This is a genomic window from Streptomyces sp. NBC_00873 (genome assembly GCF_045207415.1).
GTDB lineage: Bacteria > Actinomycetota > Actinomycetes > Streptomycetales > Streptomycetaceae > Streptomyces.
The window spans coordinates 5,766,798-5,792,859 of the sequence record NZ_CP108803.1; the positions used below are offsets into that span (position 1 = coordinate 5,766,798).

Here is a 26,062-nt window from a genome sequence, read left to right on the forward strand (position 1 = left end):
GTGGCATTCGCGCGAACTGCCAGGTGGGGCGGGTCCCGTTATGGGTAATGGGACCCGCCCCACGGTGACGTACATCTGGTGGATTCCGGTCGGTTCGGTGTGCGGTTACTTGACCGCGCCCGCCATCACGCCGGAGACGAACTGGCGCTGGAAGGCGAAGAACACCGCGAGCGGAATCACCATCGAGACGAAGGCGCCGGGCGCCAGCACATCGATGTTGTTGCCGAACTGCCGCACCTGCTGCTGCAGCGCCACGGTGATCGGCGGGGAGTCGGAGTCCGCGAAGATCAGGGCGACCAGCATGTCGTTCCACACCCAGAGGAACTGGAAGATGCCCAGCGAGGCGATCGCCGGACCGCCCAGTGGCATCACGACCCGGGTGAAGAGCCGGATCTCGCCGGCCCCGTCGAGCCGTGCCGCCTCCAGGAGTTCGCGCGGGATTTCCGCGAAGAAATTCCGCAGCAGGAAGATCGCGAACGGCAACCCGAAGGCGGTGTGGAAGAGAATCACGCCGAAGGTCGTCTCGAAGATCCCGATTTCGCCGAAGAGCTTGGAGACCGGGACGAGGGCGACCTGCACGGGGACCACCAGCAACCCGACAACCAGCAGGAACCACCAGTCGCGGCCGGGGAAGTCCATCCAGGCGAAGGCGTACCCGGCCAGTGAACCGATCACCACGACCAGGACGGTCGCGGGCACCGTGATCATGACCGTACTCAGCAGGGAGTGGGTGATGGTCGAATTGTCCAGCAACCGGCTGTAGTTGTCGAAGGTGAGCTCGGACGGGGCGGTGAAGACCTTCCACCAGCCGGTCGCCGCGATGTCGTCGGCGCCGCGCAACGAGGAGAGCAGCAGCCCGATGGTCGGCATCAGCCAGAACAGGCCCACCAGGATGAGGAAGACCCGCATCGCGCCGCCGCCGGTGCGGGCCGCGATCCGTGAGCCGAGGGACTGCGTCGCCTTCGCCGTAGGGGTGGTCATCGGCGCCCCTCCTTCCGTATCCGGCGAATGTTGCTGTGCTTTCCCGGGGGGCAACCCCCGGACCCCCGGCCGGAGGCGGCCGTGGTCGACGGAGTCGTCATCCGCGCCCCTCCTTCCGGATCCGGCGAATGTTGCTGTGCTTTCCCGGGGGGCAACCCCCGGACCCCCGGCCGGAGGCGGCCGTGGTCGACGGAGTCGTCATCCGCGCCCCTCCTTCCGGATCCGGCGAATGTTGAAGATCATCACCGGGATCACCAGCAGCAGCAGGAGTACGGCGATGGCGCTGCCGATCCCGAGATCCGCGTCCGTGCCGAACGAGGACCGGTACAGCTGCAGCGCCAGGACGTTCGCGTCGTCCTGGGAGGAGCCCGGCGCGATGATGAAGACCAGATCGAAGATCTTCAGCACGTTGATCATCAGGGTGACCAGCACCACCGCCAGGACGGGCGCGAGCATCGGCACGGTGATCCGGCGGAACACCTGCCACTCGTTCGCCCCGTCCACCCGGGCCGCTTCGAGGAGTTCACGCGGCAGACCCGCAAGGCCCGCCGCGATCAGCACCATGGCGAAGCCCGCCCACATCCAGACGTAGCTCCCGATGATCCCGGGCGTCACCAGGGACGGGCCGAGCCAGTCGACCCCGTTGTACGGCTCCCTGAAGTTCGAAGCGGGAAGCCTGAGCAGGGCGCCTTCGGCGGAGGCGGGCAGGGTGAACGTACCGTCCGCGGCCGCAGTCGCCGAGCCGACCACCTTGCCGTCCTTGACCGCCTCGACCTTCAGCCCCTTGAGGCCGAGTTCCTTGGCGTCGACGACATTGGGCTTCCCGCCGCCGCCCTTGGTGAAGTCCAGCCACGCGGTGCCGGTGACCTTCCCGGACTCCGTCGGGGCTGCCTTCGCCGGCTCCGCGTCCGTCGGCATCTTCGCGGGCGCCACACCGACCAGCGGCAATCGCACGGGTACACCGGCCCGTACCGGCGCCTTCGTGACGAACGACCCGCCGCCGCCCGCCTTCAGCGGATGGACCGGCAGCGGATGCGCCTTCGGATAGCCGGCCGACTCCACGAACGTGTCGTGCACGCCCACCCAGACGGCGTTGGCGACCCCTCGCTCCGGCGCCTGGTCGTACACCAGCCGGAAGATGATGCCCGCCGCCAGCATCGAGATCGCCATCGGCATGAAGACGATCAGCTTGAATGCCGTGCCCCAGCGGATCCGCTCGGTCAGCACCGCGAAGATCAGCCCCAGCGCGGTGGAGATCGTCGGCGCGAAGACGACCCAGATCGCGTTGTTCTTGACCGCTGTGCGGATGGTGTCGTCCGTGAACAGCGCCTTGTAGTTGTCGAGGCCGGCGAAGCCCGTACCCGCCTGGTCGAAGAACGACCGGTAGACGGAGTACACGATCGGATAGACCACGAGCGCACCGAGCAGCACCAGCGCGGGCAGCAGGAAGAGCGTTGCGATGATCTTCCGGGTGCCGGTCACGCTCCGGCTCGGGCTTGTGGGATCAGGGCGCTCGGAGCGCCCGGGGGGACGCTTGTCGGCGGGGGGCACCGCGTCGGCGCCCCCCGCTGTCGCTGTTGTCATCCCGTCAGCTCTTGTACGCCTTGGCCGCGTCGGACTCCAGTTTCGCCTGGGTCCCCGCGATGTCCTTCGGGTTCTTCAGGAAGTCCTGGAGCGTCTTCCACTCGCCCTTCCCGGGCGTCCCGCCGAACGACTGCGGGGCCTGGTCGGACATGTCGAACCGGACGGCGTCACCGGCCGCGATCAGCGCCTTCGCCATGGTGCGCTGCACCTCGTTCGGATACGCGGCGGCGTCCAGGGACTTGTTCGGCGAGATGAACCCGCCCTGCTCGGCCCAGATCTTCGCGGCATCGGCCGAGGCCAGCCAGGTCAGCAGGGCCTGGGCACCCTTGCTGTCCTTCAGCGCCACCGCCGCGTCGCCACCCGTCACCACGGGCGACTCGGCGCCGACCGCCGGGAAGGGGAACACCTTGGCGTCCGTACCGATCTTCGCCTTGGTCTGCGCGATGTTGACGCCGACGAAGTCGCCCTCGAAGACCATGGCGCCCTTCGGCTGGTCACCGCCGGTGAAGGTCTGGGTGACCGAGGCCGGGAACTCCGTCTGCAGGGCACCGTCGGCGCCGCCCGCGATCAGGGACGGCTTGCCGAAGAGTTCGGCGAGTGTCGTCAGTGCGTCCTTGACGGACGGGTCAGTCCACTTGATCTTGTGCTGAGCCAGCTGGTCGTACTTCTCCGGGCCCGCCTGGGAGAGATAGACGTTCTCGAACCAGTCGGTGAGCGTCCAGCCGTCCGCACCGCCGACCGAGACCGGGGTGACACCCGAGGCGGAGACCGTCTCGGCCGTCGCCATGAAGTCCTTCCAGGTCTTCGGCTCACTCGCTCCCGCGTTCTCGAACGCCTTGGCGTTGTACCAGATCAGGGACTTGTTGGCGGCCTTGAAGTAGACGCCGTACTGGGTGCCGTCCACCGCGCCGAGGTCCTGCCAGACCTTCGCGTAGTTCTTCGCCAGCTGCGCCTTCGCGTCGGCGCCGACCGGCTTGGCCCACTTCTTCTCCACAGCCTGCTTGATCGCACCCACCTGCGGGATCATCGCGACGTCCGGCGGCTGGCCGCCCGCGATCTTCGTACCGAGGAAGTTGACGATCGGGTCCTGCGCCGGGACGAAGGTGACCGTGGCGCCCGTGCGCTTCTCGAACTCCTTGAGGACCTTGATGAAGTTGGCCTGCTCGGGCCCGGTCCAGACGGCCGCGACCGAGATCTTCTCGCCGTCCAGCTTGGGCAGTGCGACGGCCGAGGCGCTCGGCTCGTCACTGCCGGACCCTCCGCCCGCCTTTCCCTTTCCGCTGCCGTCGTCGCCGCAGCCGGTGAGGGCCAGTGCGCCGACGGCGGTGAACACCATCGCGGCCCTGCGAATCCCAAGCGTTGTGCGCATCGCTGCCCCGTCTCTCCTGTGCGCGTGAACGGACGGGTGGGACCGCCGGTGGGTCGGCGGTGCCGCTCGTCCATCAGGTCGTCCTGTGCGCACCAGTCCTACGCCCGGTGCACGGACGCCGCAATACCGCTCTCAGCCCCAACTGATCGATCGTGATGGGCTCGTGACGTGAAGTCAGTCTTCTCCGGGTCTCCGGACGGGTTTGCGGATGGAGCCTGTCGAGGCGGTACCTCCCCTGCCCTTGAGGCCATGGGGGAGATCGAGGACGCACCGGCGACCGGGGGTGAGGACGCCTCAGGAGTGGTAGGGCGCGAGCGGAGCTATTCGCTCGGCGTTCACCGAACGGGCGGCCCGCTCCAGCGCGCTGGCCAGCAGCGCCAGGTCCGTCGGTCCGTTGCCCAGTTCCCGGACCGGGCGCCGGGTCGGCGGATCGCCCATCCGCTCCCACTCCAGTGGGACGACGGTGGGCCGCAGGGTCGCGGTGCGCGGAATGCGGCCCGTGACACGGCCGCCCTGGAACGGCGTCACCCGCCCGTCCGGATGCCCCAGCCGACCGCGGCCGGGTGCCGGATCCTCCGGCGAGGGTGTGACGACGGGTGCGTCGAGCACCGCGCGCAGCCGCGCCCCACGGGCAAGCTCCGTGTCCTCCGTGCGGTCGGCGCGGGCGGACGTCGCGACCAGATGCACGCCCAGCCGGCCACCGTCCCTGGCGACGGACTCCAGCGCCCGTACGACCGAACCGGCGGCGGGCCGTCCCGGGCTGCCGAGCGCGGGGGCGACCAGGGCGTCGAAGTCGTCGACCAGCACGACGAGCCGGGGCAGCGGTGACGGACCGGGATCCGCGGGCAGCGCGGCGGCGGGCCGCAGCCGGAGCGTGCCGCTCATCGCCGGGTCCAGGTCACCGCGCCGCTCGGCGGCGCTGGGGGCGCGTCGGCCGACCGTCTGCTGCGCCACGTCGTGACGGGCATGCCAGTCGTTGAAGTCGAGCCGCCCGAGCAGCTCGGCCCGCCGCTTCAGCTCGCCGCCCAGGGCCTGGGCGAACTCGCGCATTCTGACCGGATCGGAGGCGACCAAATGGGTGAACGCATGCGGGAGTTCCGCGCAGGGGTGCAGGCTGTCGCCGCGTTCACCGCCGGCTCCGTCGACCAGCAGGATGCCGAGCCGGTCGGGCCGCGCAGCAGCGGCCAGCGAGGCGGCGACGGCTCGCAGCAACTCTGTACGTCCACTGCCGGCCGGGCCCTCGATGAGGAGGTGGGGCCCTTCGTCGGCCAGATCGACACTGACCGCGCCCCGGGGCCCGGCACCGAGAACGACGACGGGCCGCCCGGCGAAGGCGACGGCGGAGGCGGGAGGGGGCGAGGTTGCGGCGACGGGCGCGGCGGTGGCTGCCGTGGGCCTGCCGGTGGCCGTTGCATGCTCCGCCCCGGGAACGGCACGGGAGCCGGCGAAGCCGCCGGACGCGCTGCCGTAACGCTGCGCACCGACGCGGGGTGCGGGCGCGGCGGGGTGGTGGGCGCGGCCCGAGCCGGACGAGTCGGTGTCCGGGTACGGGGTGCGGCCGGAACCGCGGCTGTCGTTGCCCGGGTAGGGCGTACGTCCTGAGCCGCCGGGTGTGTCCGTGCCCGGGTAGGGGGTGCGGCCTGAGCCGGGGCTGTCCGTCCCCGGATATGTCGTACGGCCTGAACCGTGGGCGTCCACGGCTGCCGCCTCCGGATCGCCGGCACCGCCGGAAACGGTCACGCCGGCACCGCCGCTCCAGCTCCCCGCCCCACGCACCGTCGCCCCCGGCTGGGTCTCGGAGGTCGAGGCCCAGCGGGCCATCAGGGAGGCCGGGGTGGCTCTGGCCAGGCCCAGTTCGTCCAGCAGACGGGCGGACCGGGGGAGGGCGGCTGCCGGCGGTCGGCCGGGCGCCGTCGCCGGACCCTCCGTACGCAGGGGTGCCAGCGCCCGCCCGAACCGCTCCGCCCACGCCGTCGACACCGCGTCCACCGCGGCCACCGTGCCGTGGCCCGCGGCCTGTCCGCCCGCCGTGCGCAGCAGCCGCAGTGCCGTTGCCACGTCGCCGCTCAGCATCGCCACCGCTCCGCACTCACGGAACGCGATCGACGCATGGCAGGCCGCCTCGTAGGTCGCCGCGACAGGCGAGGTGGGCGACGCGGCCGGCGTCTCGGCCAGACAGATCAGATGGATCCCGGCTGCCGCACCCGCGGCGGCCAGCCGTGCCGTGGTCTCGCGCAGCACCGCGGATCCGGGGTCGCCGTCGACGATCACCACGGTGAACGGCCCCTCGTACCGCCGGGCGGTCTCGGCGACCGTGCTCCGGTCGACGCTGGCCCAGCCGGTGCCGAGCGGCCCGTCGTCCAGTCGGCGCACCAGCTCCGTCGTGCGCGCCGTCGCCTGCTCACGGTCGTACGCGAGCAGCAACCGGCAGTCCTGCCCGTGCATCGGCCGCAGATGGGGCAGCCAGCCGAGCCACGCCCACTCGCGCCTGCGCTCGTCGGCGCTGCGGGCGCGGTCCGTGCTGATGAGCACGATCTCCAGGTCGGCCGGGGAGTGCAGCGCGGCGAGCTGCGCCACCGTCGAGCGAGCGAGCCCGGCCAGCCGCTCCCGCGGACCGGCGAGCCCCAGCGAACCGGCCTCCCGAAGTCCCACGGTCACCGGCACTGCGGGCAGCTCCGCCCGGTCCGTGGTGCCGAGCCGGACCACGAGCGCCTCGGAGTGCTCGGCGTGGCGCTCCCACAGCCGGGGTCCGGGCCCGAGCGCGGTCAGCAGCACCGCCGCCGGGTCGGGCCATGTCCCCGCCGAGGACGAGCGTGGGCGCGGTACGGACGCGAGCGGGCCCGGCAGGCCCACCGCCCCCGCCTCGTCGGGCGCCGCCTCGTGCCGCGGCTCGCCCTTGTTACCCGCCAGCCTGCGCGCCCAGGCCCCTATCCCGCCGCGCCGGGGTGTCTCGTCGTCCGGGAATCGGCCGGACGCCCGTCTGGCGGTGCCCCGTACGCCCCCGTCGTCGGACCCGGCCGGTGCGCCGCCCGCGTACGCCACGGGTGCGTCGCCCGCGCTGTACGCATGACCGGTGGCGTACCCGGCCGGTTCCTCCGAGAGGTTCCCGCCCGCCGCCCTTGCGACCCGCAGATGCCCCTCGCCGTCCGGCGCAGTCGCCAGCGACGGCGTGGGCGAGCCCGACGTCAGCCGGAGCGTCGATTCGCCGAGCCGCAGCAGCGCGTCCGGCCTCAGCCGGACCGGGCGGTCGTGGACCTCCGTACCGTCCAGCGAGGTGCCGTTCGTGGAGCCCAGGTCGGCGACCGAGACCGCGCCGTTCTCGGAGACCGTCACCGCGCAGTGCAGCCGGGACACATCGGGGTCGTCGAGCGGGACGTCCGCGTCGGCGGACCGGCCGATCAGTATCTGTCCGCCGTGCAGCAGATGGACGCCGCCCGCATCGGGCCCCGCGACCACGTGCAACTGCGCCGGAACGGCGTCGGCCGCCGTCTCGTCCTCCCCGGGGACCTGGAGCGAAAGCACCGCGCCGTCGACCAGAGGCGGCTCGCCGAGCGCGCACCGCTGCGCGTCGAGCCGGTCGCGGCCGGCGAACAGCACCACCGCTCCGCTGCCGAGCGAGCCGTCGGGCCCGGAGACGGCGGCGGCCAGGTTGGAGGCCACGGCGGCGAGTGCCGTCCCCGCGGGGGCGGTGACGAGCACGTCGCAGGCGCGCGCCGGGGTCTGGCCGCTGCGCGGCGCGAGGACGGTCAGCCGGATCTGCATCGCCGTCAGCGGTCCCTTCTGCGCGGGGTGCCCGGCAGGGGAAACGCCCTGTGATTCCCCCCACCCGGCACGGACGCGTCGTCCGGTACAGGTCGTCACGTACCGCGAGGCTCCGACCCCACAGTTCCGTGCTGGAGGCATCCTCGCACCTGCCGCTGACAACGCGCCCGGGGGCCACCTCGAAGTGATCATGAAAAGTCGGCTGTGGACCCAAAAGTGCCTGCTTGGGGCGGTACCCGGAGCCGCGCGCAGAATCCGGGCAACCGCCGGGATTCCGGCCAGGCGCACGTGTGTGCGGCAACCATCTGTCCGGTGTGGGCGTCTTCTTCCGGACACGATGGCTCACACCTCGTCCACGACAGGAAGGTGACCGACCGGTGACCCGTTCGAAGCCCTCGGAGCGGCATTAGAGTGGGCCGGAAACTCCCGGGGCGGGCTCCGGGAGGCCGTAAGCACCACGATCAGCAGGGAGCGCATGACGTGCGGCCGGTAGGCAGCAAGTACCTGCTCGAAGAGCCGCTGGGACGCGGCGCGACGGGCACCGTCTGGCGTGCCCGCCAGCGGGAGACCGCAGGCACCGAGGCGGCCGTCGCCGGCCAGCCCGGCGAGACCGTGGCAATCAAGGTTCTCAAGGAGGAGCTCGCCAACGACGCGGACGTGGTGATGCGGTTCCTGCGCGAGCGGTCCGTGCTGCTGCGGCTCACCCACGAGAACATCGTGCGCACCCGCGACCTGGTCGTCGAGGGCGATCTCCTTGCCCTCGTGATGGATCTGGTCGACGGCCCCGACCTGCACCGCTACCTCCGCGAGAACGGCCCGCTCACCCCGGTCGCCGCCTCGCTCCTCACCGCCCAGATCGCGGACGCGCTCGCTGCCAGCCACGCCGACGGTGTCGTCCACCGCGATCTGAAGCCGGCGAATGTCCTGCTGTCCGAGCGGGACGGCCAGATGCATCCGATGCTGACCGATTTCGGCATCGCGCGGCTCGCCGATTCCCCGGGCCTGACCCGGACCCATGAGTTCGTCGGCACGCCCGCCTATGTGGCGCCGGAGTCCGCCGAGGGCCGCCCGCAGACCTCCGCCGTCGACATCTACGGCGCGGGCATCCTGCTGTACGAGCTGGTCACCGGCCGCCCGCCGTTCTCCGGCGGCACGGCTCTCGAGGTCCTGCACCGGCACCTCAGTGAGGAGCCCCGCCGCCCCACCACCGTCCCGGCGCCGCTCTGGACGGTCATAGAGCGCTGCCTGAGCAAGGACCCGGACCGACGGCCCAGCGCGGAGAGCCTGGCCCGCGGCCTGCGTACCGTCGCGGCCGGCATCGGTGTGCACGCCACCTCGGCGCAGATCGCGGCCGCCGACGGCGTGGGCGCACTGCTCGCGCCCGACCCGGCGCCCGCAGCCGTTCCGGAGACCCCCGGTGCGGCCGACCCGACGCAGGTACTGCCGAGCAATGCGGGTGCGTACGACCCGAACGCGGCGACCAGCGTCATGCAGCACTCACCCGGCCTGGGGTACGGACCGGGGCAGGGTCAGGGCGGGCACGCCGACCCGACCGCGGTCATGCCGCCCGTACCGCAGCGCCCCGACGGCCCGCCGCAGCCCGACGGCCCGCACCCGTGGCAGTCCCAGCTGCAGGCGGCCCGCGACCGCAACGAGCAGACGCAGGTCCAGTACCTCGACCCGAGCCAGGATCCGCTGCGCCGTCGGCCGCAGCGCCAGCAGCCGCAGCAGGCTCCGCAGCACCGCCAGCAGTCGCCGCAGCACCAGCAGTACCCGCAGCAGCCGCAGCACCAGCAGTACCCGCAGCCGCCGCAGCGCCAGCAGTACCCCCAGCGCCGCCAGCAACCGCAACCCCCCCAGCAGCAGTACGCACCTCCGCAGCAGCCGGCGCCCCAGCAGCCCGCCCCGCGCCAGCCCCGCGAGCCGAGGCAGCGCAGCGCCAACCCGATGAAGATCCCGGGTCTCGGCTGTCTCAAGGGCTGCCTCTTCACGGTGGTGCTGCTCTTCATCGCGGGCTGGCTGATCTGGGAACTGACGCCGCTGCAGGACTGGATCGGGCAGGGGCAGAGCTACTGGCAGGCGATTGGCGACGCGGTCTCCTCCGTCACCGACTGGCTCTCGAAACTGGGCAGCAGCAGTGGCGGCTGACAGGGCCCGCATCACCAACTTCGTAGCTTTGTCGACTTCTGCGGAGCGATTTCGCCCGCAGAAGTGAAGGTTGGCGCCATCCAGGGCACGTAACACCCCGATCGCCGCGTAACTTTGTCGACCGGGGGTCCAACGCCAGCCGCTGAGGGAGCAGTCTTGGCACGGAATATCGGCAGCCGGTACACCGCCCACCAGATCCTGGGGCGCGGCAGCGCCGGCACGGTGTGGCTCGGCGAGGGTCCTGAGGGCCCCGTCGCCATCAAGCTGCTCCGCGAGGACCTCGCGTCCGATCAGGAGCTGGTCGGACGCTTCGTCCAGGAGCGCACCGCGCTGCTGGGGCTCGACCACCCGCACATCGTCGGCGTCCACGACCTCGTCGTGGACGGCAACGACCTGGCGCTGGTCATGAACCTGGTACGCGGTACGGATCTGCGCACCCGCCTCGACCGCGAGCGCCGCCTCGCCCCCGAGGCAGCGGTCGCGATCATCGCGGACGTCGCCGACGGCCTCGCGGCCGCGCACGCCGCCGGAGTGGTCCACCGCGACGTCAAGCCGGAGAACATCCTGCTCGACATGGAGGGACCGCTCGGCCCCGGCGGCTCGCACCCCGCGCTGCTCACCGACTTCGGCGTGGCCAAGCTGATCGACACCCCGCGCCGTACCAAGGCCACGAAGATCATCGGTACGCCGGACTATCTGGCCCCCGAGATCGTCGAGGGCCTCCCGCCGCGCGCCGCCGTCGACATCTACGCCCTCGCGACGGTGCTGTACGAGCTCCTCGCGGGCTTCACGCCCTTCGGCGGCGGCCACCCCGGCGCGGTGCTGCGCCGCCACGTCACGGAGACGGTGGTCCCGCTGCCCGGCATCCCCGAGGAGCTCTGGCAGCTTCTGGTGCAGTGTCTGGCCAAGGCCCCGGCCTCCCGGCTGCGCGCCTCCGAGCTCGCTGCGCGTCTGCGCGAGCAGCTCCCGCACCTGGCCGGCATCCCGCCCCTGGACGTCGACGAGCCGGGCGCCGAACCGGAACCGCAGCCCTACGACGAGCAGCAGTACACCCCGGCCCCCGACGAACCTCGCCGTCGTGGCGCGGTCCCGCTGGTCCCCGGCGCCGCCCCGGACTCCAACCGGGACACCCACACCAGCATGCGCGTCCCGGCCCCCGACGAGCTCTCCGGCGGCCCCCGGGGCACCGCCCGGGCCCCCCGCGCTCCGGGCCAGCCCCGTCCGGGCTCGGCGCGGAACAAGTCGGCGGCCATCCGCAAGCGCCGCATCACGCTGGGCGCGGTGGCACTCGTGCTGTGCGCGGCTCTGGGCGTGGGCGGCTGGCTGGCCTTCGGTGGCAACGACGCGGACGCGACCCCGCAGGACACGAAGAACTCGGTGCCGGCGGGTCCGTAACCGCGCCGCGACCGCACGGATCCCCGCGGAAAGGGCGGCCCGGGGATCGTCCGAGCCGACAGCCGTTACGCTGGACCCGTGGCAGTCGTCGATATTTCCGAAGAGCTGAAGTCCCTCTCCTCGACCATGGGGTCGATCGAGGCCGTCCTGGACCTCGAAGCGCTGAGGGCGGACATCGCCGCGCTCGAGGAGCAGGCGGCGGCGCCGTCCCTCTGGGACGACCCGGAGGCGGCGCAGAAGATCACCAGCAAGCTTTCGCACCTCCAGGCCGAGGTCCGCAAGACCGAGGCCCTCCGCGGCCGTATCGACGATCTTGAGGTTCTCTTCGAGCTCGCCGAGGACGAGGGCGACGCCGACACCCTCGCCGAGGCCGAGAGGGAGCTGGAGTCCGTCAAGAAGGCGCTCGACGAGATGGAGGTCCGTACCCTCCTCTCCGGCGAGTACGACTCCCGCGAGGCGCTGGTCAACATCCGTGCCGAGGCCGGTGGCGTCGACGCCGCCGACTTCGCCGAGAAGCTCCAGCGCATGTACATCCGCTGGGCCGAGCGGCACGGGTACAAGACCGAGGTCTACGAGACGTCGTACGCGGAAGAGGCCGGCATCAAGTCGACCACCTTCGCCGTCCAGGTCCCGTACGCCTACGGCACGCTCTCCGTCGAGCAGGGCACCCACCGGCTCGTGCGCATCTCGCCCTTCGACAACCAGGGCCGCCGCCAGACGTCCTTCGCGGGCGTCGAGGTGCTGCCGGTCGTCGAGCAGACCGACCACATCGAGATCGACGAGTCCGAGCTCCGCGTCGACGTGTACCGCTCCTCCGGTCCCGGTGGCCAGGGCGTCAACACGACCGACTCCGCGGTGCGCCTGACCCACCTGCCGACCGGCATCGTCGTCTCCTGCCAGAACGAGCGTTCGCAGATCCAGAACAAGGCGTCCGCGATGAACGTCCTCCAGGCGAAGCTCCTTGAGCGCCGCCGCCAGGAGGAGCAGGCCAAGATGGACGCGCTCAAGGGCGACGGCGGCAACTCCTGGGGCAACCAGATGCGTTCGTACGTCCTGCACCCGTACCAGATGGTCAAGGACCTGCGTACGGAGTTCGAGATCGGCAACCCGGAAGCGGTCTTCAACGGTGAGATCGACGGCTTCCTGGAGGCGGGCATCCGCTGGCGCAAGCAGCGGGAGAAGTAGCCGGGCCCAGCAGCCTGTTGCTGTTCCTGATTTTTTACGGCGGTGCCGGAACCCCCACGGGTTTCCGGCACCGCCGTTTTTGTCGGGGACGGGTACGAGGCGGCCGAAAGGGAGTTGGGTTCCGAGTTACGCAGGTGCCGTGGTGAGTGGGTCACAGTCGTGATTCTGAATGACGGTCAACTGTCGCCAAACCGGTGCACATTGCACGGAATCGGCCTTGACGTAGTCCTTAACTGTGGACAGGGTGCCAGGGCAGCATGCGTATGTCTGGGACGGGTGTGAACGGGGGCGGGCGGCGTGACCACGGCTTCACGTGGCGCTGTTCGGAGCAAACCCCGCAGAGCCGGGGCCCGCATATGGCTGCTCCACTGACGAGAACAGCTACTGGGGGTAGCAGCAGATGACCAAGAAGACGCGAGTACGCGTCGCGCGGATAGCCGCGGGTGCGGTGATCGCCGCGGGCGCCTCGCTCACCGCTGCCGGTGCGGCGTCGGCCGTCGGTATCGGTATCGGTATCGGCGTGGACGCCGGTGAGGCCTCCGTCAACGCCCAGGTCGGCAACGCCGGCGAGGCCGACGGTGGTAACGGCGGGGAACCTGGTGGCGTCGACCAGGGCGGGACCACCAGCCAGGGCGGGACCACCAACCAGGGCGGGACCACCAGCCAGGGCGGGACCACCAGCCAGGGCGGGACCACCAGCCAGGGCGGGACCACCAGCCAGGGCGGGACCACCAGCCAGGGCGGGACCACCAGCCAGGGCGGGACCACCAGCCAGGGCGGGACCACCAGCCAGGGCGGGACCACCAGCCAGGGCGGGACCACCAGCCAGGGCGGGACCACCAGCCAGGGCGGGACCACCAGCCAGGGCGGCACCACCAGCCAGGGCGGCACCACCAACCAGGGCGGCACCACCAACCAGGGTGGTGCCGGTGACCAGGGCGGGACCACCAACCAGGGCGGTGCCGGTGACCAGGGTGGTGCGGGCGACCAGGGTGGTGCCGGTGACCAGGGTGGTGCGGGCGACCAGGGTGGTGCCGGTGACCAGGGTGGTGCCGGTGACCAGGGTGGTCCGAAGGGTGGCGACACCGGCTCCACCACCGGTAACGCCTCCTCCGGCTCCACCGGCGAAACCGACACCTGCACCGTCGACCTCGACGGCGCCCACTGCGCAAACAACACCGACACCGACTCGGTCGGCAACCAGCCGGTCGAGCAGGGCAAGGGCAAGGACGAGCTCGCCGAGACCGGTGCGGCCGAGACCACGTTCCTGCTGGTCGGCGCCGCGACGATGATCGCCGGTGGCATCGGCTTCCGAATCCTGCCGCGTCTGGTGAACGGTCGTACGGTCGCCTAAGGCCTGTGGCCAGGTACACCTAGGTACACAGAAGGGCCCGGGACATACGTCCCGGGCCCTTCCACGTACTCTCACTCCCGCCGTACGGGCGGCTACGGGCAGCTACACGGTCTGGTGCGCCAGCAGCGCCAGCGCGCCCACCAGCACCACCAGCAGGGCGACCAGCATCGCCGGGCTCAGCCCCGCGAACGGTCCCTGATCCTGCTGCTGCAGCCGTGCGCGGCTGGCCCGGCATACGGGGCATCGGCCCTCGTTGACGGGCGCCGCGCAGTTTGCGCACACCAGTCGGTCATAGGTCATGCGCTTTCCTCCTCCCGCGCGGCGGAGCCGCATACGCCTTCTCTCCGCACAACGCTCCTGGAAACGCATCCGTTCCCCCTCCACTGTGCCAGGTCGCGCGGAATTCGGCGCGGCCCGCCGGAGAACACCCGTTCCGTTCCGGTTCCGGTTGCGCCCCCACCCGGTTCCGTTCCGCCATAAATCGCCCATCACGGGACGCGCGCCTGCACGGCTGAGCCCGGGTCGCGTATGGTCACGCACACCTACTCCCGGCCGACCGTGGTGCATCCGTGATCCGATTCGACAACGTCTCCAAGACCTACCCGAAGCAGAGCCGTCCCGCTCTACGGGATGTGTCTCTCGATATCGAGAAGGGTGAGTTCGTCTTCCTGGTGGGCTCCTCCGGCTCCGGCAAGTCCACCTTCATGCGACTCATCCTCCGTGAGGAGCGCGCCAGTCAGGGCATGGTCCACGTCCTCGGCAAGGACCTCGCGCGCATGTCCAACTGGAAGGTGCCGCACATGCGCCGCCAGCTGGGCACCGTCTTCCAGGACTTTCGCCTGCTCCCCAACAAGACCGTTGCGGAGAACGTGGCGTTCGCCCAGGAAGTCATCGGCAAGCCGCGCGGCGAGATCCGCAAGGCGGTTCCGCAGGTCCTCGACCTCGTCGGGCTCGGCGGCAAGGAGGACCGGATGCCCGGCGAGCTCTCCGGTGGTGAGCAGCAGCGCGTGGCGATCGCGCGGGCGTTCGTGAACCGTCCCATGCTGCTGATCGCGGACGAGCCGACCGGCAACCTCGACCCGCAGACCTCCGTGGGCATCATGAAGCTCCTGGACCGGATCAACCGGACCGGGACCACCGTCATCATGGCGACCCACGACCAGAACATCGTCGACCAGATGCGCAAGCGCGTCATCGAGCTGGAGCAGGGCCGTCTTGTACGCGACCAGGCCCGCGGCGTCTACGGCTATCAGCACTGAGCGGTACCGGCCGCGCCGGAACCGCTGAGCATCGAGTACTGAAAGGACGCCATGCGCGCCCAGTTCGTCCTGTCGGAGATCGGCGTCGGTCTCCGTCGCAACCTCACGATGACCTTCGCCGTCGTCGTCTCCGTCGCCCTCTCGCTCGCCCTGTTCGGCGGCGCGCTGCTGATGCGCGAACAGGTCAGCACGATGAAGGACTACTGGTACGACAAGGTCAACGTCTCGATCTTCCTCTGCAACGAGAGCGACGCGGAGTCGGTGCCGAAGTGCGCCAAGGGCGCCGTCACCGATGAGCAGAAGAAGGCGATCGAGGCCGACCTCGGGAAGATGAAGGCCGTCGAGAAGGTCACCCACGAGTCGGCCGACGAGGCGTTCAACCACTACCAGGAGCAGTTCGGCGATTCGCCGATGGCCGGCAACATCACGCGGGACCAGATGCAGGAGTCGTTCCGGGTCAAGCTCCACGACCCGCAGAAGTACAAGGTCGTCGCCACCGCCTTCGCCGGACGTGACGGGGTGCAGTCCGTCCAGGACCAGAGAGGGATCCTGGACAACCTCTTCGGTCTGATGAACGGCATGAATGTGGCCGCGCTCTTCGTGATGGCGCTGATGCTGGTCATTGCGCTGATGCTGATCGTGAACACCGTCCGCGTCTCGGCGTTCAGCCGGCGCCGCGAGACGGGCATCATGCGGCTCGTCGGCGCCTCGGGCTTCTACATCCAGATGCCGTTCATCATGGAGGCCGCGTTCGCCGGTCTCATCGGTGGCGTGCTCGCTTGCGTCATGCTGCTGGCCGGACGGTACTTCCTGATCGACGGCGGACTGGCTCTCCAGTCGAAGCTCAACCTGATCGACTTCATCGGCTGGGACGCGGTCTTCACCAAGCTGCCGCTGGTCCTCGCGATCGGTCTGCTGATGCCCGCCGTTGCCGCGCTCTTCGCGCTTCGCAAGTACCTCAAGGTGTGACATGCGCCCCGTGGGGCGTGCGGTCAACCGGCCGTGCGCCCTCGGGGCGTTGTCCTAGACTCGTCGCCATGTCGGGCCCTACGCAGCGTCTCCGGCCCCGCGGCTTCGGCCGCGGGGCGGCCCTGACATTGGTCTTCGCGAGCGTCCTCGCCACGGCGGCAGCCACCGGGTCGCTGCCGCAGGGTGACGAGAGGACCGCGGCGATGAAGTCGCGTTCCGTCGCCTCCACCGTCGACCGCGACGAGGTCGCCGCCGCAGCGGCCGAGGCGGTGGCCGACGGCAAGTCGAGTACGGAGGCGGCCGAGGAAGTCGTCAGCCGCAGCGGGGACCGCTGGGGCGCGGTGTACGACGAGCGGGAGTACGAGGAGTTCGAGCAGGCCCTCGACGGCTCCTACACGGGCGTCGGCCTGGCCGCGAAGCGATCCGCCGCCGGGCTGGTCGCGGTGGCCCGGGTCCAGCCCGGCGGCCCCGCCGACCTGGCCGGCATCGAGCCCGGCGATCTGCTCCGTACGGTCGACGGCCGCCGGGTCGACCGGCGCCCCGTCTCCGAGGTGGTCGCCCTGCTGCGCGGGGACCGTACGAGCGCTGCCGTCGGCACCACCGTCGTGCTGGGAGTACAGCGCGACGTCACCGGCCCGGCCAGGACGCTGACGCTGACCCGGGCCCGGCTCACCACCGAGGCCGTCACGGTCCGCAGGCTCGGGGCGAAGCAGCTCGGACCGGACCGTTCCGATTCCCCCGCAGCTGTACTGATCAAGGTCGACGCGTTCACCAAGGGCTCGGGCGCCAGGATCCGCGACGCGGTCCTGGACGCACCGGCGGGTGCCGGGGTGCTGCTCGATCTCCGGAGCAATTCCGGGGGGCTGGTCACCGAGGCGGTGGTCGCCGCCTCCGGATTCCTCGACGGCGGACTGGTCGCCACGTACGACGTGCACGGCGTGCAGCGCGCCCTCTACGCCACGCCGGGCGGTGACACGGACCGCCCGGTCGTCGTCCTCGTCGACGGCGGCACCATGAGTGCGGCCGAGCTGCTGACCGGAGCCCTCCAGGACCGGGGCCGTGCCGTCACCGTCGGCTCGCGCACCTTCGGCAAGGGGTCCGTGCAGATGCCCAGCAGGCTCCCGGGCGGCTCGGTGGCCGAGCTGACCGTCGGCCACTACCGCACCCCGGCGGGCCGCAGCGTCGACGGCCGCGGCATCACCCCGGACCTCGTGGTCACCTCCCGGGCCCTCCAGCGGGCCCAGACAGTATTGAGTGGCCTCGGGGGTGGGTCGTAGTGCGAAAATGGTCGCACTATGGCTAAGGAAAAGGACACAGGGCGCAAGCTCATCGCGCAGAACAAGAAGGCGCGGCACGACTACCACATCCTCGACACCTACGAGTGCGGTCTCGTACTGATGGGCACCGAGGTCAAGTCGCTGCGGCTGGGCCGGGCCTCGCTGGTGGACGGCTTCGTCCAGATCGACGGGAACGAGGCGTGGCTGCACAACGTGCACGTCCCCGAGTACGTGCAGGGGACCTGGACCAACCACTCCGCCAAGCGCAAGCGCAAGCTGCTGATGCACCGGGCCGAGATCGACAAGCTGGAGTCGAAGTCGCAGGAGACGGGGCACACGATCGTGCCGCTCGCGCTGTACTTCAAGGAGGGCCGGGTCAAGGTCGAGATCGCGCTCGCCAAGGGCAAGAAGGAGTTCGACAAGCGGCAGACGCTGCGCGAGAAGCAGGACCTGCGCGAGACGAACCGCGCGATCTCGGCGGCCCGGCGGCGGCAGCGGAGCGCCTGAGCGGGGCCCGCCGGGAATAGGCTGGCACCGTCGCACGTCGGTCACGTAGGATGGGACTGCACCGCACAGCGGGTGCGCCTTTGAAAAATCAACATGGGGATGATCGGTTTCGACAGCGGATGTCGAAGCAGGGGAAGCGAGCCGAGGAAGCGGCAATGATCTCGTAAACCATATGTCGCAACCAATAATCGCCAATTCCAAGAGCGATTCCCAGTCCTTCGCCCTCGCTGCCTAATAAGCAGTGAGTGAGGGACCCTTAATGGGTGTCAGCCCGGGGGTGTTCCCGACCCGGACCCTGGCATAATCTAGGGGACTAAACCACTGAGCCCGGTCACGGGGTTCGGTGGGAAATCAAACAGTGACTGAGCCCGTCGGAGACTTGTTCGCGAGATCTCCGGGGCCGAGAAAATCGCAGCGAACTGCGCTCGGAGAAGCCCTGATTCTGCACCGTTGGACGCGGGTTCGATTCCCGCCATCTCCACAATTCCCATGTGAACGAGGACCCCGTTGCCCGCCGGCAGCGGGGTCCTCGTTCTTGTGCGGGTACGGCGTCCTCGCGCCGGTGCGGGGTCACGCGCCGTTGCCGCGCACGCGGATCCCGGCCGCCGCCACCGCGAGCGCCAGCACCGCCGCGCACCCCGGCACCACGTACGCCGTGACCGTCCCGGCGTGCTCCACCATCCAGCCGCCGGTCGCCGAACCGGCCGCTATTCCGCCCAGCAGCGCGGTGACGGAGAGCGTCATGCCCTCGTTCAACCGACTCTCGGGGGTCAGCCGCTGCACCAGCGTCATCCCGGTGACCATCGTCGGCGCCGTCGCCGCGCCGGCCAGCAGCAGACTGCCGGCCAGCGCGAGGAGCGAATCGGTCGACGAGGCGGCGAGCAGCGGCAGGGACATCAGCGCCGTCATCCCCGCCAGGCACCACAGGAGCCGCCGCCGGACGTCCACGGCCGGGCGCAGCGACCCGTACAGCAGTCCCGCCACGCACGAGCCGCCCGCCTGGAGCGCCAGGATCGCGCCTCCGGCGTGCGCGATCGTGACCACCTCCATGGCGCCGAAGACCGCGCCGGTGGCGAGGAAGGCGGCGAGCAGTGCGGGCATGCCCCGGGTGCGCAGCGGGGAGCCCGCCCGTGTGCCGGGCGCCACCGGGGGTTCGGTGGCGCGCTGAGCGGCGAAGACCAGCACGCCCGTCATCAGCAGCACCGCACCGATGAGTGTCCCGGCCTCCGGGAAGAGCGCCGCGCACAGGAACGCGGCGAGGGCGGGGCCGAGCATGAAGCACAGCTCGTCCGCGGCCTGTTCGAAGGAGTTCGCGGTGTGCAGGGCGGCCGGGTCGCCGCGGTGCAGATGGGCCCACCGGGCACGGGACATGCCACCGGTGTTGGGGGTGGTGGCGGTCGCGGTGTAGGCGGCGAAGAGCGTCCAGTCAGGGGCGTCGTAGTGCACACAGAGCAGCAGCGCGAGCGAGCCGAGCACGGCGATCGCGGTGGCGGGCACGGCGATCCGGGCCTGGCCGTACCGGTCGACGAGCCGGGCCGTCCAGGGCGCGACCAGGGCGGTCGCGGCGAGCCCGGTCGCGGTGACCGCCCCGGCCAGGGCGTACGAACCGCGCGACCCGGCGATCATGATGACCGCGCTGACGCTGAACATGCCCATCGGCAGCCGGGCGATCAGATTGCCCGCCGTGAAGGCGCGGGCGCCGGGGGTGGCCAGCAGCCGGCGGTACGGGTTGGTGGAGGTGCGGCGGACGGGAGCGCCGGTCCGCGGGGCGATCACCAGCATGTCTCCGGAGACGGCATGCAGGGGCGTGGTGGGAGTGTCGTACGGCATGGCTCAACCCTCGCGGTGGCCGGCCCGTGCGGTCCAACACCTGCTCCGCACCCATTCACGCACCTGTGTTGTAAATTCGGGCCCGTGACCTCCTCCGATATCGAGCCGCGGCTGCTGCGCGCCTTCGTCGCCGTCGCCGAGGAGCTGCACTTCACCCGTGCCGCCGCCCGGCTCTACCTGGCCCAGCAGGCGCTCAGCCGCGACATCCGCCGGCTGGAGCGCGAACTCGGTGCGGAGCTGTTCGTACGGACCACTCGCCAGGTCTCCCTCACACCCGACGGCGAACGGCTGCTGCCGCACGCCCGCCGGGTGATCGCCGCCCACGACGACCTCCGCGCCGCCTGGGCGGTGCAGACGCGCCCGCTGCTGGTCGACGTCAGTGTCCCGATCGGGACGGGTCACCGACTGCTCGGGCTGGCCCGCGACGAGGCGCCGGGAGTGGAGTTCGTGGCGCGCTATCTGAGCGGGCTGACGGGGGCGGCGGCGGAGATCCTGGCCGGGCGGCTCGATGTCTCCTTCGGCCGGGTCGCGGGGCTGGATCCGGCGGTACGGGCGGGGCTGGCGCATCAGCCGGTCTGCTTCGAACGGCTGACCGTCCTGCTGCGCGACGACCATCCGCTGGCCTCGCTCGACCGGGTCCCGATGGGGGCGCTGACGGGGGAGCGGCTGTACGCGGCGGCGGGCAACCCGGCCACGGCGGAGTGGACCGACCTCGCGGAGCGGCTCTTCGCGGGGCGGGGAATCGAACTGGTGGCTCCGTTCCCGGAGATCGTGGGGGAGGAGGAGTTCGTCCGGGTGGTGCGGAAGCAGGGCTGGTCGGTGCTGGCGAGCACCGAGTTCATCGAGGTGCCGGGGATGGTCGTACGGCCGCTGGTCGACCCCGTACCGCTGTCACCGGTGTCGCTGGTGTGGCGCAAGGGGCTGAAACACCCCGGGGTGGACGCGCTGCGGCGGGTCGCGGCGGGGGTGACGGCGGCGGAACGGGGGCTGGAGGTACCCGCCGGGAGCTGGCTTCCCGAGGGCGATCTGGCACTGATGTCGCAGACGTGAAGGGGCGGCCCGGAGGCGGCCGTCGGAGGACTGCCGCGGCGCAGCCGGACAAGGTGGCCGCGAGGCCGACCGCGATGAGGATGACCGACATGCCGTTCTCGATTCTCGTGACGTGCCCGCACGATAGGAACATTCGTCCGGGAGGAGGGGCTGATTGGCTGATTGCTTGGCCAACGATCCGTCAACTCCGTAACGGACAAACATGGATCGGACGTGCAGTTATGGAGCTACCGCCCGGCCGCAGGCCGTGTGAGAACGGCGTATCTCGCATCTTGAGCATCACCCGTTCAGGGCTATTTTCGTCAGCTTCGTGCGCCACATTCATCCTCCGGGTGCAAGGTGCTGAGGGGCGCGCGGACTGGGTGGGGGCCCGGTCCGCCGGTACGTGACCGGCTCAAACGTGCGCGCCCGTTTATCTGAGTGGGATGTGCCTACACCTGTGGAAAATTGGCCTGAAGGTGCCCGGTCCGGGCACGCGCACGAGTGGAACGACGTCACCGTCCAGCGCGACGGTCTCGGACGTCAGCTCTCCGAGCTCTCGGCCGAACCGGGAGCCCCGGAAGGCTCCGACGGTCCGGTCTTCGTCGACGAGAGCGGCCGGCGCAGCAAGACGTTCAGGCGTCTGGGCTGGGTCCTTGCCGCGGTCTGCGCCTGTTACGCGGTGACGCTGGCCGTCGCCCTGATCGGCGGTAATTCCACTGCGCCGTGGTTGCCGCTCTCCGGCCAGAAACAGCACAAGAAGGCGGACGAGGTCCAGACGCCACCCACTCCGTCGGGCAGCGCGGACACGGTCGTGCCGGTGGGCGCGGCACCGGGCGCCACAGCGGTGGATCCGGCGGCCGACGTCCGCGCGAAGCCTTCGGGCAGCGCCGGGTCCGGCTCCCCGTCCGCGTCCGCACCCGGCAAGGCCCCGTCGAAGCCGGCCGTCGGCGTCACCCCCACGGGCGACACCGCCGGCGGCGGCACGAAGCCCGCGCCGTCGACATCGGCCCCCGAGTCGCCCGCCGCCACCACGACGCCGCCCGTCGATCCCGGTCCCACGCAGACGACTGCGCCGCCCACCGAGTCCCCGGATCCTCCCGTGCAAGAGCAAGAGGCACCCACTAGATGACCACCCCCGCCTCGCGGGGCAGGCACAACCGACAGAAGCGGAACACGCGGCGCAGGCTTCCCATGCGCTATCTGCTGCCGTCCGTGTTCCTCGTTGCCCTGCTCGCCATGCTGATGCTGCGCGGTTACGTGCACAGCGAAATCCTCGCCGACCACCGCATTCAGGCTCCGGCGGCCACGGACCGTGTGCCCGACAAGATCCTCGACGGCGGTCCGGTCATCGATGCCCGGAGCACCACCGGGCCCGCCAAGTCGCTGAGCGTCCCCGATCACCGGATCGTGCTGACCTTCGACGACGGCCCCGACCCGGTGTGGACCCCGCGGGTCCTCGACGAGCTGAAGAAGTACGACGCGCACGGCGTCTTCTTCGTCACCGGAACCATGGCATCGCGCTACCCCGGACTCGTCCACCGCATGATCGAGGAGGGGCACGAGGTCGGGGTGCACACCTTCAACCACCCCGATCTCTCCTACCAGTCCCACTCCCGTATCGACTGGGAGCTGTCCCAGAACCAGCTGGTGCTGGCGGGCGCGGCAGGTATCCGTACGTCCCTGTTCCGGCCCCCGTACTCGTCGTTCGCCGACGCGATGGACAACAGGTCCTGGCCGGTCACCCGGTACGTCGGCACCCGCGGCTACCTCACCGTCGTCAACAACACCGACAGCGAGGACTGGAAGCGCCCCGGCGTCCCCGCGATCATCGAACGGGCCACGCCCAAGGGCGGCAAGGGCGCCGTCATCCTGATGCACGACTCCGGCGGCGACCGGTCCCAGACCGTGGCCGCGCTCGGCGAGTTCCTTCCGCAGATGCAGCAGCAGGGCTACACGTTCACCAACCTCACCACCGCTCTCGGTGCCCCCAGCGCGCACACCCCCGTGACCGGGCTCGCGCTGTGGAGGGGCAAGGCGTTCGTGTACGCCGTCGGCCTCGCGGAGAGCCTCACCGACGTGCTGGTGGCCGGGCTCGCCGTCATCGGGGTGCTCGTCATCGCCCGCTTCGGCCTGATGCTGCTGCTGTCCTTCCTGCACGCCCGGAAGGTCCGCGGGCGGGACTTCGGCCGGGGACCCGCGCACACCAGCCCCGTCTCGGTGCTGGTGCCCGCGTACAACGAACGCGAATGCATCGCCAACACCGTGCGTTCCCTGGTGGCGAGCGACCACCCCATCGAGATCATCGTCATCGACGACGGCTCCACGGACGGTACGGCGGACATCGTCGAGGGGCTGCGGCTGCCGAACGTCCGCGTCATCCGCCAGCGCAACGCCGGAAAGGCCGCAGCCCTCAACAACGGCATCGCACACGCCCGTCACGACATCGTCGTGATGATGGACGGCGACACGGTCTTCGAACCCGCCACCGTCCGCGAACTCGTCCAGCCGTTCGCCGACCCGGAGGTGGGCGCCGTCGCCGGGAACGCCAAGGTCGGCAACCGCGACTCGTTGATCGGTGCCTGGCAGCACATCGAGTACGTGATGGGCTTCAACCTCGACCGCCGGATGTACGACATGCTGCGCTGCATGCCGACCATCCCCGGCGCGGTCGGCGCCTTCCGCCGTGATGCGCTGGACCGGATCGGCGGCATGAGCGAGGACACCCTCGCCGAGGACACCGACGTCACGATGGCGCTGCACCGCGACGGCTGGCAGGTCGTCTACGCGGAGGACGCCCGCGCCTGGACCGAGGCACCGGAGACCATGCAGCAGCTGTGGTCGCAGCGGTACCGCTGGTCGTACGGCACCATGCAGGCGATCTGGAAGCACCGCCGTGCCGTCATCGAACGCGGACCGTCCGGCCGCTTCGGGCGCGTCGGCCTGCCGTTCGTCGCCCTGTTCATGGTCGTCGCCCCGCTGCTCGCGCCCCTCATCGATGTCTTCCTGCTGTACGGCCTGGTCTTCGGCCCCACCCAGAAGACCGTCGTCGCCTGGCTCGGCGTCCTCGTGGTGCAGGCTGTCTGCGCCGCGTACGCCTTCCTGCTCGACCGGGAACGCATGACGCATCTGATCTCGCTGCCCCTCCAGCAGATCCTCTACCGGCAGCTCATGTATGTGGTGCTGCTCCAGTCCTGGATCACCGCACTCACCGGCGGCCGACTGCGCTGGCAGAAGCTGCGCCGTACCGGAGTGGTGGAAGCGCCCGGCGTGATGGTGAGCCAGGGCAGGCACGGCAACGATCGGAGGCCCGTCGCATGACGAGCAGCTACACCCCCGCATTCCCCCCGCCCCACCCGGTCCCGGCACCGGTGCCGGGACAGTCCGCCGCACCGGCACCGGAGATCGCCGCCCCGCCCGCCGCGAAGAAGCCGGGCCGCGACCGCTATCTCGACCTGTTGCGCGCCGTCGCCCTGGTCCGTGTCGTCGTCTTCCATATCTTCGGCTGGGCCTGGCTGACGGTCGTGTTCCCCTCCATGGGTGTCATGTTCGCCCTCGCGGGGTCGCTGATGGCACGCTCGCTGGACCGCCCCGCCCCGGCTGTCGTCCGCGCCCGGCTCCGCCGTCTGCTGCCCCCGATGTGGGTGTTCGCCGCGGTCGTCGTCCCGGTCATGTTCGCCCTCGGCTGGAAGCCCCTGAAGGAGGAGGGCATCTGGTGGTTCATCAGGCTGGGCTGCTACCTCCTTCCGGTCGGCGCCCCGCCGTATCCCTGGGAGAGCGGATCGGCGGGCGGCTTCCTGGAGGTGTCCTGGGCGGACCAGGCCGTCGGCCCGCTCTGGTACATCCGGGCCTACCTCTGGTTCGTGCTCGCCTCGCCGCTGCTGCTGAAGGCCTTCCGCAGGATGCCCTGGCCGACGCTGCTCGCCCCGCTCGGCCTCACCGCCGTGTTCGGCACCGGACTGGTCACCGTCCCCGGGGAGACCGGCGAGGGGCTCCTCGACTTCGCGGTGTTCGGCTCCTGCTGGATTCTCGGCTTCGCCCACCACGACGGGCTGCTGAAGAAGATCCCGCGCTATCTGACGGTCTCGCTCGCTGCGATCGCGATGGCGTTCGGACTGTGGTGGGCCTCGGCGCATCTGACGGAGGAGGGCTGGAATCTCGACGAGATCCCGCTGGCCCAGGCGACCTGGTCACTCGGCTTCTGCGCGATCCTGCTCCAGTACGCACCGTCCTGGCAGCAGCTCCCCGGCAGGCTGGCCCGCCTGGACAGCCTGATCACCCTCGCCAACAACCGCGCGGTGACGATCTACCTCTGGCACAACCTGCTGATCATGACGACCTCGCCGCTCATAGACCTGCTGTGGACCGTCCCCTGGGTCGGTGACCACCTCGGTACGTACATCGACTCCTCGTACGCGGTACTGATGCTGCTCCTGGTCTGGCCACTGCTGGCCCTGATGATCCTCGCGATCGGCTGGGTCGAGGACGTCGCGGCGAAGCGCAGCCCCCGGCTGTGGCCGACCGGTGTGTCCAGGAGACGGAGGCACGCACCGGCCCCCCGGTGACCGTCCCTCTCCTCACCGGGCCGCCGCCGGTCCGGTGAGAGCAAGGCTGCGGGTGGGACGGATGGTTGTCATGTCTTCCAGTGAAGTCACGTGGGTGGCGCCGCTCCATCGTTCAAACGCGCAGCTCCATACGCGGGCGTCCAGGACGGACCCGGGACGGTCGGCGCGGCGTGCCGCAACGGATGCAGGAGAGGAACGACCGGCGGAAGCCGGCGTCGTGAGGGAGAGTGGGGGGCGAGCGCGGCCGAGCGGGCCGGAGGCGCGCCGGGCTACCGTGCAGGGATGATCAACGACACTCACCGGCTCGACGCGGAGGTACGACTCCGTCCCGCCACCCCGGGCGACGCCGCCTCGCTCGCCGATGCACTGACCCGCAGCCGTACGTACATGCAGCCCTGGGAACCCGTACGGCCCGACATCTTCTACACCGAGCAGGGTCAGCGGGAGCGCCTGGCCGGGATACTGGCGGACCGTGAGGCGGGGCGGGTGATGCCCTGGGTGATCGCCGATGCCGAGGACCGTGCGGTCGGCGGTTTCACGCTCTCCAACATCGTGCTCGGGCCGTTCTGCAGCGCCGTGCTCGGCTACTGGGTCGATGTCACGTATGCCGGACGCGGTCTGGCCACCGCCGCCGTGCAGCGGATCTGCACCGTGGCCAGGGACGAGCTGCGGCTGCACCGGGTGGAGGCCGGGACCGTGCTCGACAATGTGGCATCCCAGCGGGTGCTCACCAAGTGCGGCTTCGAGGAGTTCGGTACGGCTCCGCGCTATCTGCACATCAACGGCGAGTGGCGGGACCACCGGCTGTTCCAGCGGATTCTGCACGACGGCCCGCCGGCGGGCTGAGT

19 protein-coding genes and 1 other RNA gene are annotated in these 26,062 nt (G+C 70.7%); 14 read left to right on the forward strand and 6 right to left on the reverse strand.

Going from position 1 to position 26,062, the window contains the following annotated elements:
* Positions 1–105: 105 nt before the first annotated feature.
* From OH809_RS26680 to OH809_RS26695, 4 genes are all read right to left on the reverse strand, one after another.
* Complete coding sequence (locus tag OH809_RS26680) at positions 106–981, reverse strand: carbohydrate ABC transporter permease (RefSeq protein WP_406420086.1); 876 nt, start codon at positions 979–981, stop codon at positions 106–108.
* A 198-nt stretch (positions 982–1,179) separates the two neighbouring features.
* The gene (locus OH809_RS26685; protein ID WP_406515709.1) at positions 1,180–2,565 is read right to left on the reverse strand and encodes a carbohydrate ABC transporter permease; all 1,386 of its coding nucleotides are present in this window, start codon (positions 2,563–2,565) and stop codon (positions 1,180–1,182) included.
* 4 nt (positions 2,566–2,569) lie between these two features.
* Positions 2,570–3,934, reverse strand: a complete 1,365-nt coding sequence (locus tag OH809_RS26690; RefSeq protein WP_406420082.1) for an ABC transporter substrate-binding protein — start codon at positions 3,932–3,934, stop codon at positions 2,570–2,572.
* A 294-nt stretch (positions 3,935–4,228) separates the two neighbouring features.
* A complete protein-coding gene (locus tag OH809_RS26695; protein ID WP_406515710.1) occupies positions 4,229–7,696 on the reverse strand; it encodes an FHA domain-containing protein in 3,468 nt (1,155 codons plus the stop codon).
* Between the two features lie 480 nt (positions 7,697–8,176).
* Here OH809_RS26695 and OH809_RS26700 point away from each other — a divergent pair, with 480 nt between their 5' ends.
* The 4 genes from OH809_RS26700 (at position 8,177) to OH809_RS26715 (ending at position 13,778) form a co-directional block, all read left to right on the forward strand.
* A complete protein-coding gene (locus OH809_RS26700) occupies positions 8,177–9,844 on the forward strand; it encodes a serine/threonine-protein kinase (protein WP_406515711.1) in 1,668 nt (555 codons plus the stop codon).
* Positions 9,845–10,000: 156 nt separating this feature from the next.
* A complete protein-coding gene (locus OH809_RS26705) occupies positions 10,001–11,239 on the forward strand; it encodes a serine/threonine-protein kinase (protein ID WP_406419970.1) in 1,239 nt (412 codons plus the stop codon).
* Between the two features lie 78 nt (positions 11,240–11,317).
* Positions 11,318–12,424 (forward strand): peptide chain release factor 2, encoded by a 1,107-nt coding sequence (gene prfB, locus OH809_RS26710; RefSeq protein ID WP_393308539.1) that lies wholly within the window; start codon positions 11,318–11,320, stop codon positions 12,422–12,424.
* A gap of 400 nt (positions 12,425–12,824) precedes the next feature.
* Positions 12,825–13,778 (forward strand): hypothetical protein, encoded by a 954-nt coding sequence (locus tag OH809_RS26715; RefSeq protein WP_406515712.1) that lies wholly within the window; start codon positions 12,825–12,827, stop codon positions 13,776–13,778.
* 102 nt (positions 13,779–13,880) lie between these two features.
* On the opposite strand, the gene OH809_RS26720 is transcribed toward OH809_RS26715, so the two are convergent.
* Positions 13,881–14,078, reverse strand: a complete 198-nt coding sequence (locus OH809_RS26720; RefSeq protein ID WP_366692750.1) for a hypothetical protein — start codon at positions 14,076–14,078, stop codon at positions 13,881–13,883.
* Between the two features lie 269 nt (positions 14,079–14,347).
* Between OH809_RS26720 and ftsE the strand changes: the two genes are divergently transcribed.
* The 5 genes from ftsE (at position 14,348) to ssrA (ending at position 18,274) form a co-directional block, all read left to right on the forward strand.
* Positions 14,348–15,037, forward strand: a complete 690-nt coding sequence (gene ftsE, locus OH809_RS26725; protein WP_024489199.1) for a cell division ATP-binding protein FtsE — start codon at positions 14,348–14,350, stop codon at positions 15,035–15,037.
* Positions 15,038–15,088: 51 nt separating this feature from the next.
* Complete coding sequence (gene ftsX / locus OH809_RS26730; protein WP_406419966.1) at positions 15,089–16,006, forward strand: permease-like cell division protein FtsX; 918 nt, start codon at positions 15,089–15,091, stop codon at positions 16,004–16,006.
* 68 nt (positions 16,007–16,074) lie between these two features.
* On the forward strand, positions 16,075–17,283 hold the full coding sequence (locus OH809_RS26735; RefSeq protein WP_406515713.1) for a S41 family peptidase: 1,209 nt from the start codon (positions 16,075–16,077) through the stop codon (positions 17,281–17,283).
* Between the two features lie 18 nt (positions 17,284–17,301).
* Complete coding sequence (smpB, locus tag OH809_RS26740; protein WP_366138061.1) at positions 17,302–17,790, forward strand: SsrA-binding protein SmpB; 489 nt, start codon at positions 17,302–17,304, stop codon at positions 17,788–17,790.
* Positions 17,791–17,885: 95 nt separating this feature from the next.
* Positions 17,886–18,274, forward strand: a transfer-messenger RNA (tmRNA) gene (gene ssrA / locus OH809_RS26745).
* A gap of 86 nt (positions 18,275–18,360) precedes the next feature.
* Here the strand turns inward: ssrA and OH809_RS26750 are convergent.
* Positions 18,361–19,620: an MFS transporter gene (locus tag OH809_RS26750; protein WP_406515714.1), complete on the reverse strand. Its 1,260-nt coding sequence runs from the start codon at positions 19,618–19,620 to the stop codon at positions 18,361–18,363.
* An 84-nt stretch (positions 19,621–19,704) separates the two neighbouring features.
* Between OH809_RS26750 and OH809_RS26755 the strand changes: the two genes are divergently transcribed.
* From OH809_RS26755 to OH809_RS26775, 5 genes are all read left to right on the forward strand, one after another.
* Positions 19,705–20,670 (forward strand): LysR family transcriptional regulator, encoded by a 966-nt coding sequence (locus OH809_RS26755; RefSeq protein ID WP_406419960.1) that lies wholly within the window; start codon positions 19,705–19,707, stop codon positions 20,668–20,670.
* 439 nt (positions 20,671–21,109) lie between these two features.
* Positions 21,110–21,781: a hypothetical protein gene (locus OH809_RS26760; protein ID WP_406419959.1), complete on the forward strand. Its 672-nt coding sequence runs from the start codon at positions 21,110–21,112 to the stop codon at positions 21,779–21,781.
* Between the two features lie 62 nt (positions 21,782–21,843).
* Positions 21,844–23,970 carry a bifunctional polysaccharide deacetylase/glycosyltransferase family 2 protein gene (locus tag OH809_RS26765; protein ID WP_406516285.1) on the forward strand — a complete coding sequence of 709 codons (2,127 nt, stop codon included), beginning with the start codon at positions 21,844–21,846 and terminating at the stop codon, positions 23,968–23,970.
* Positions 23,967–25,214 (forward strand): acyltransferase, encoded by a 1,248-nt coding sequence (locus tag OH809_RS26770; protein ID WP_406515715.1) that lies wholly within the window; start codon positions 23,967–23,969, stop codon positions 25,212–25,214. Before OH809_RS26765 ends, OH809_RS26770 begins: the two co-directional genes overlap by 4 nt.
* Before the next feature lie 282 nt (positions 25,215–25,496).
* Entirely contained in the window at positions 25,497–26,060 is a 564-nt protein-coding gene (locus OH809_RS26775; protein WP_406515716.1) for a GNAT family N-acetyltransferase, read from the forward strand.
* Positions 26,061–26,062 lie beyond the last annotated feature (2 nt).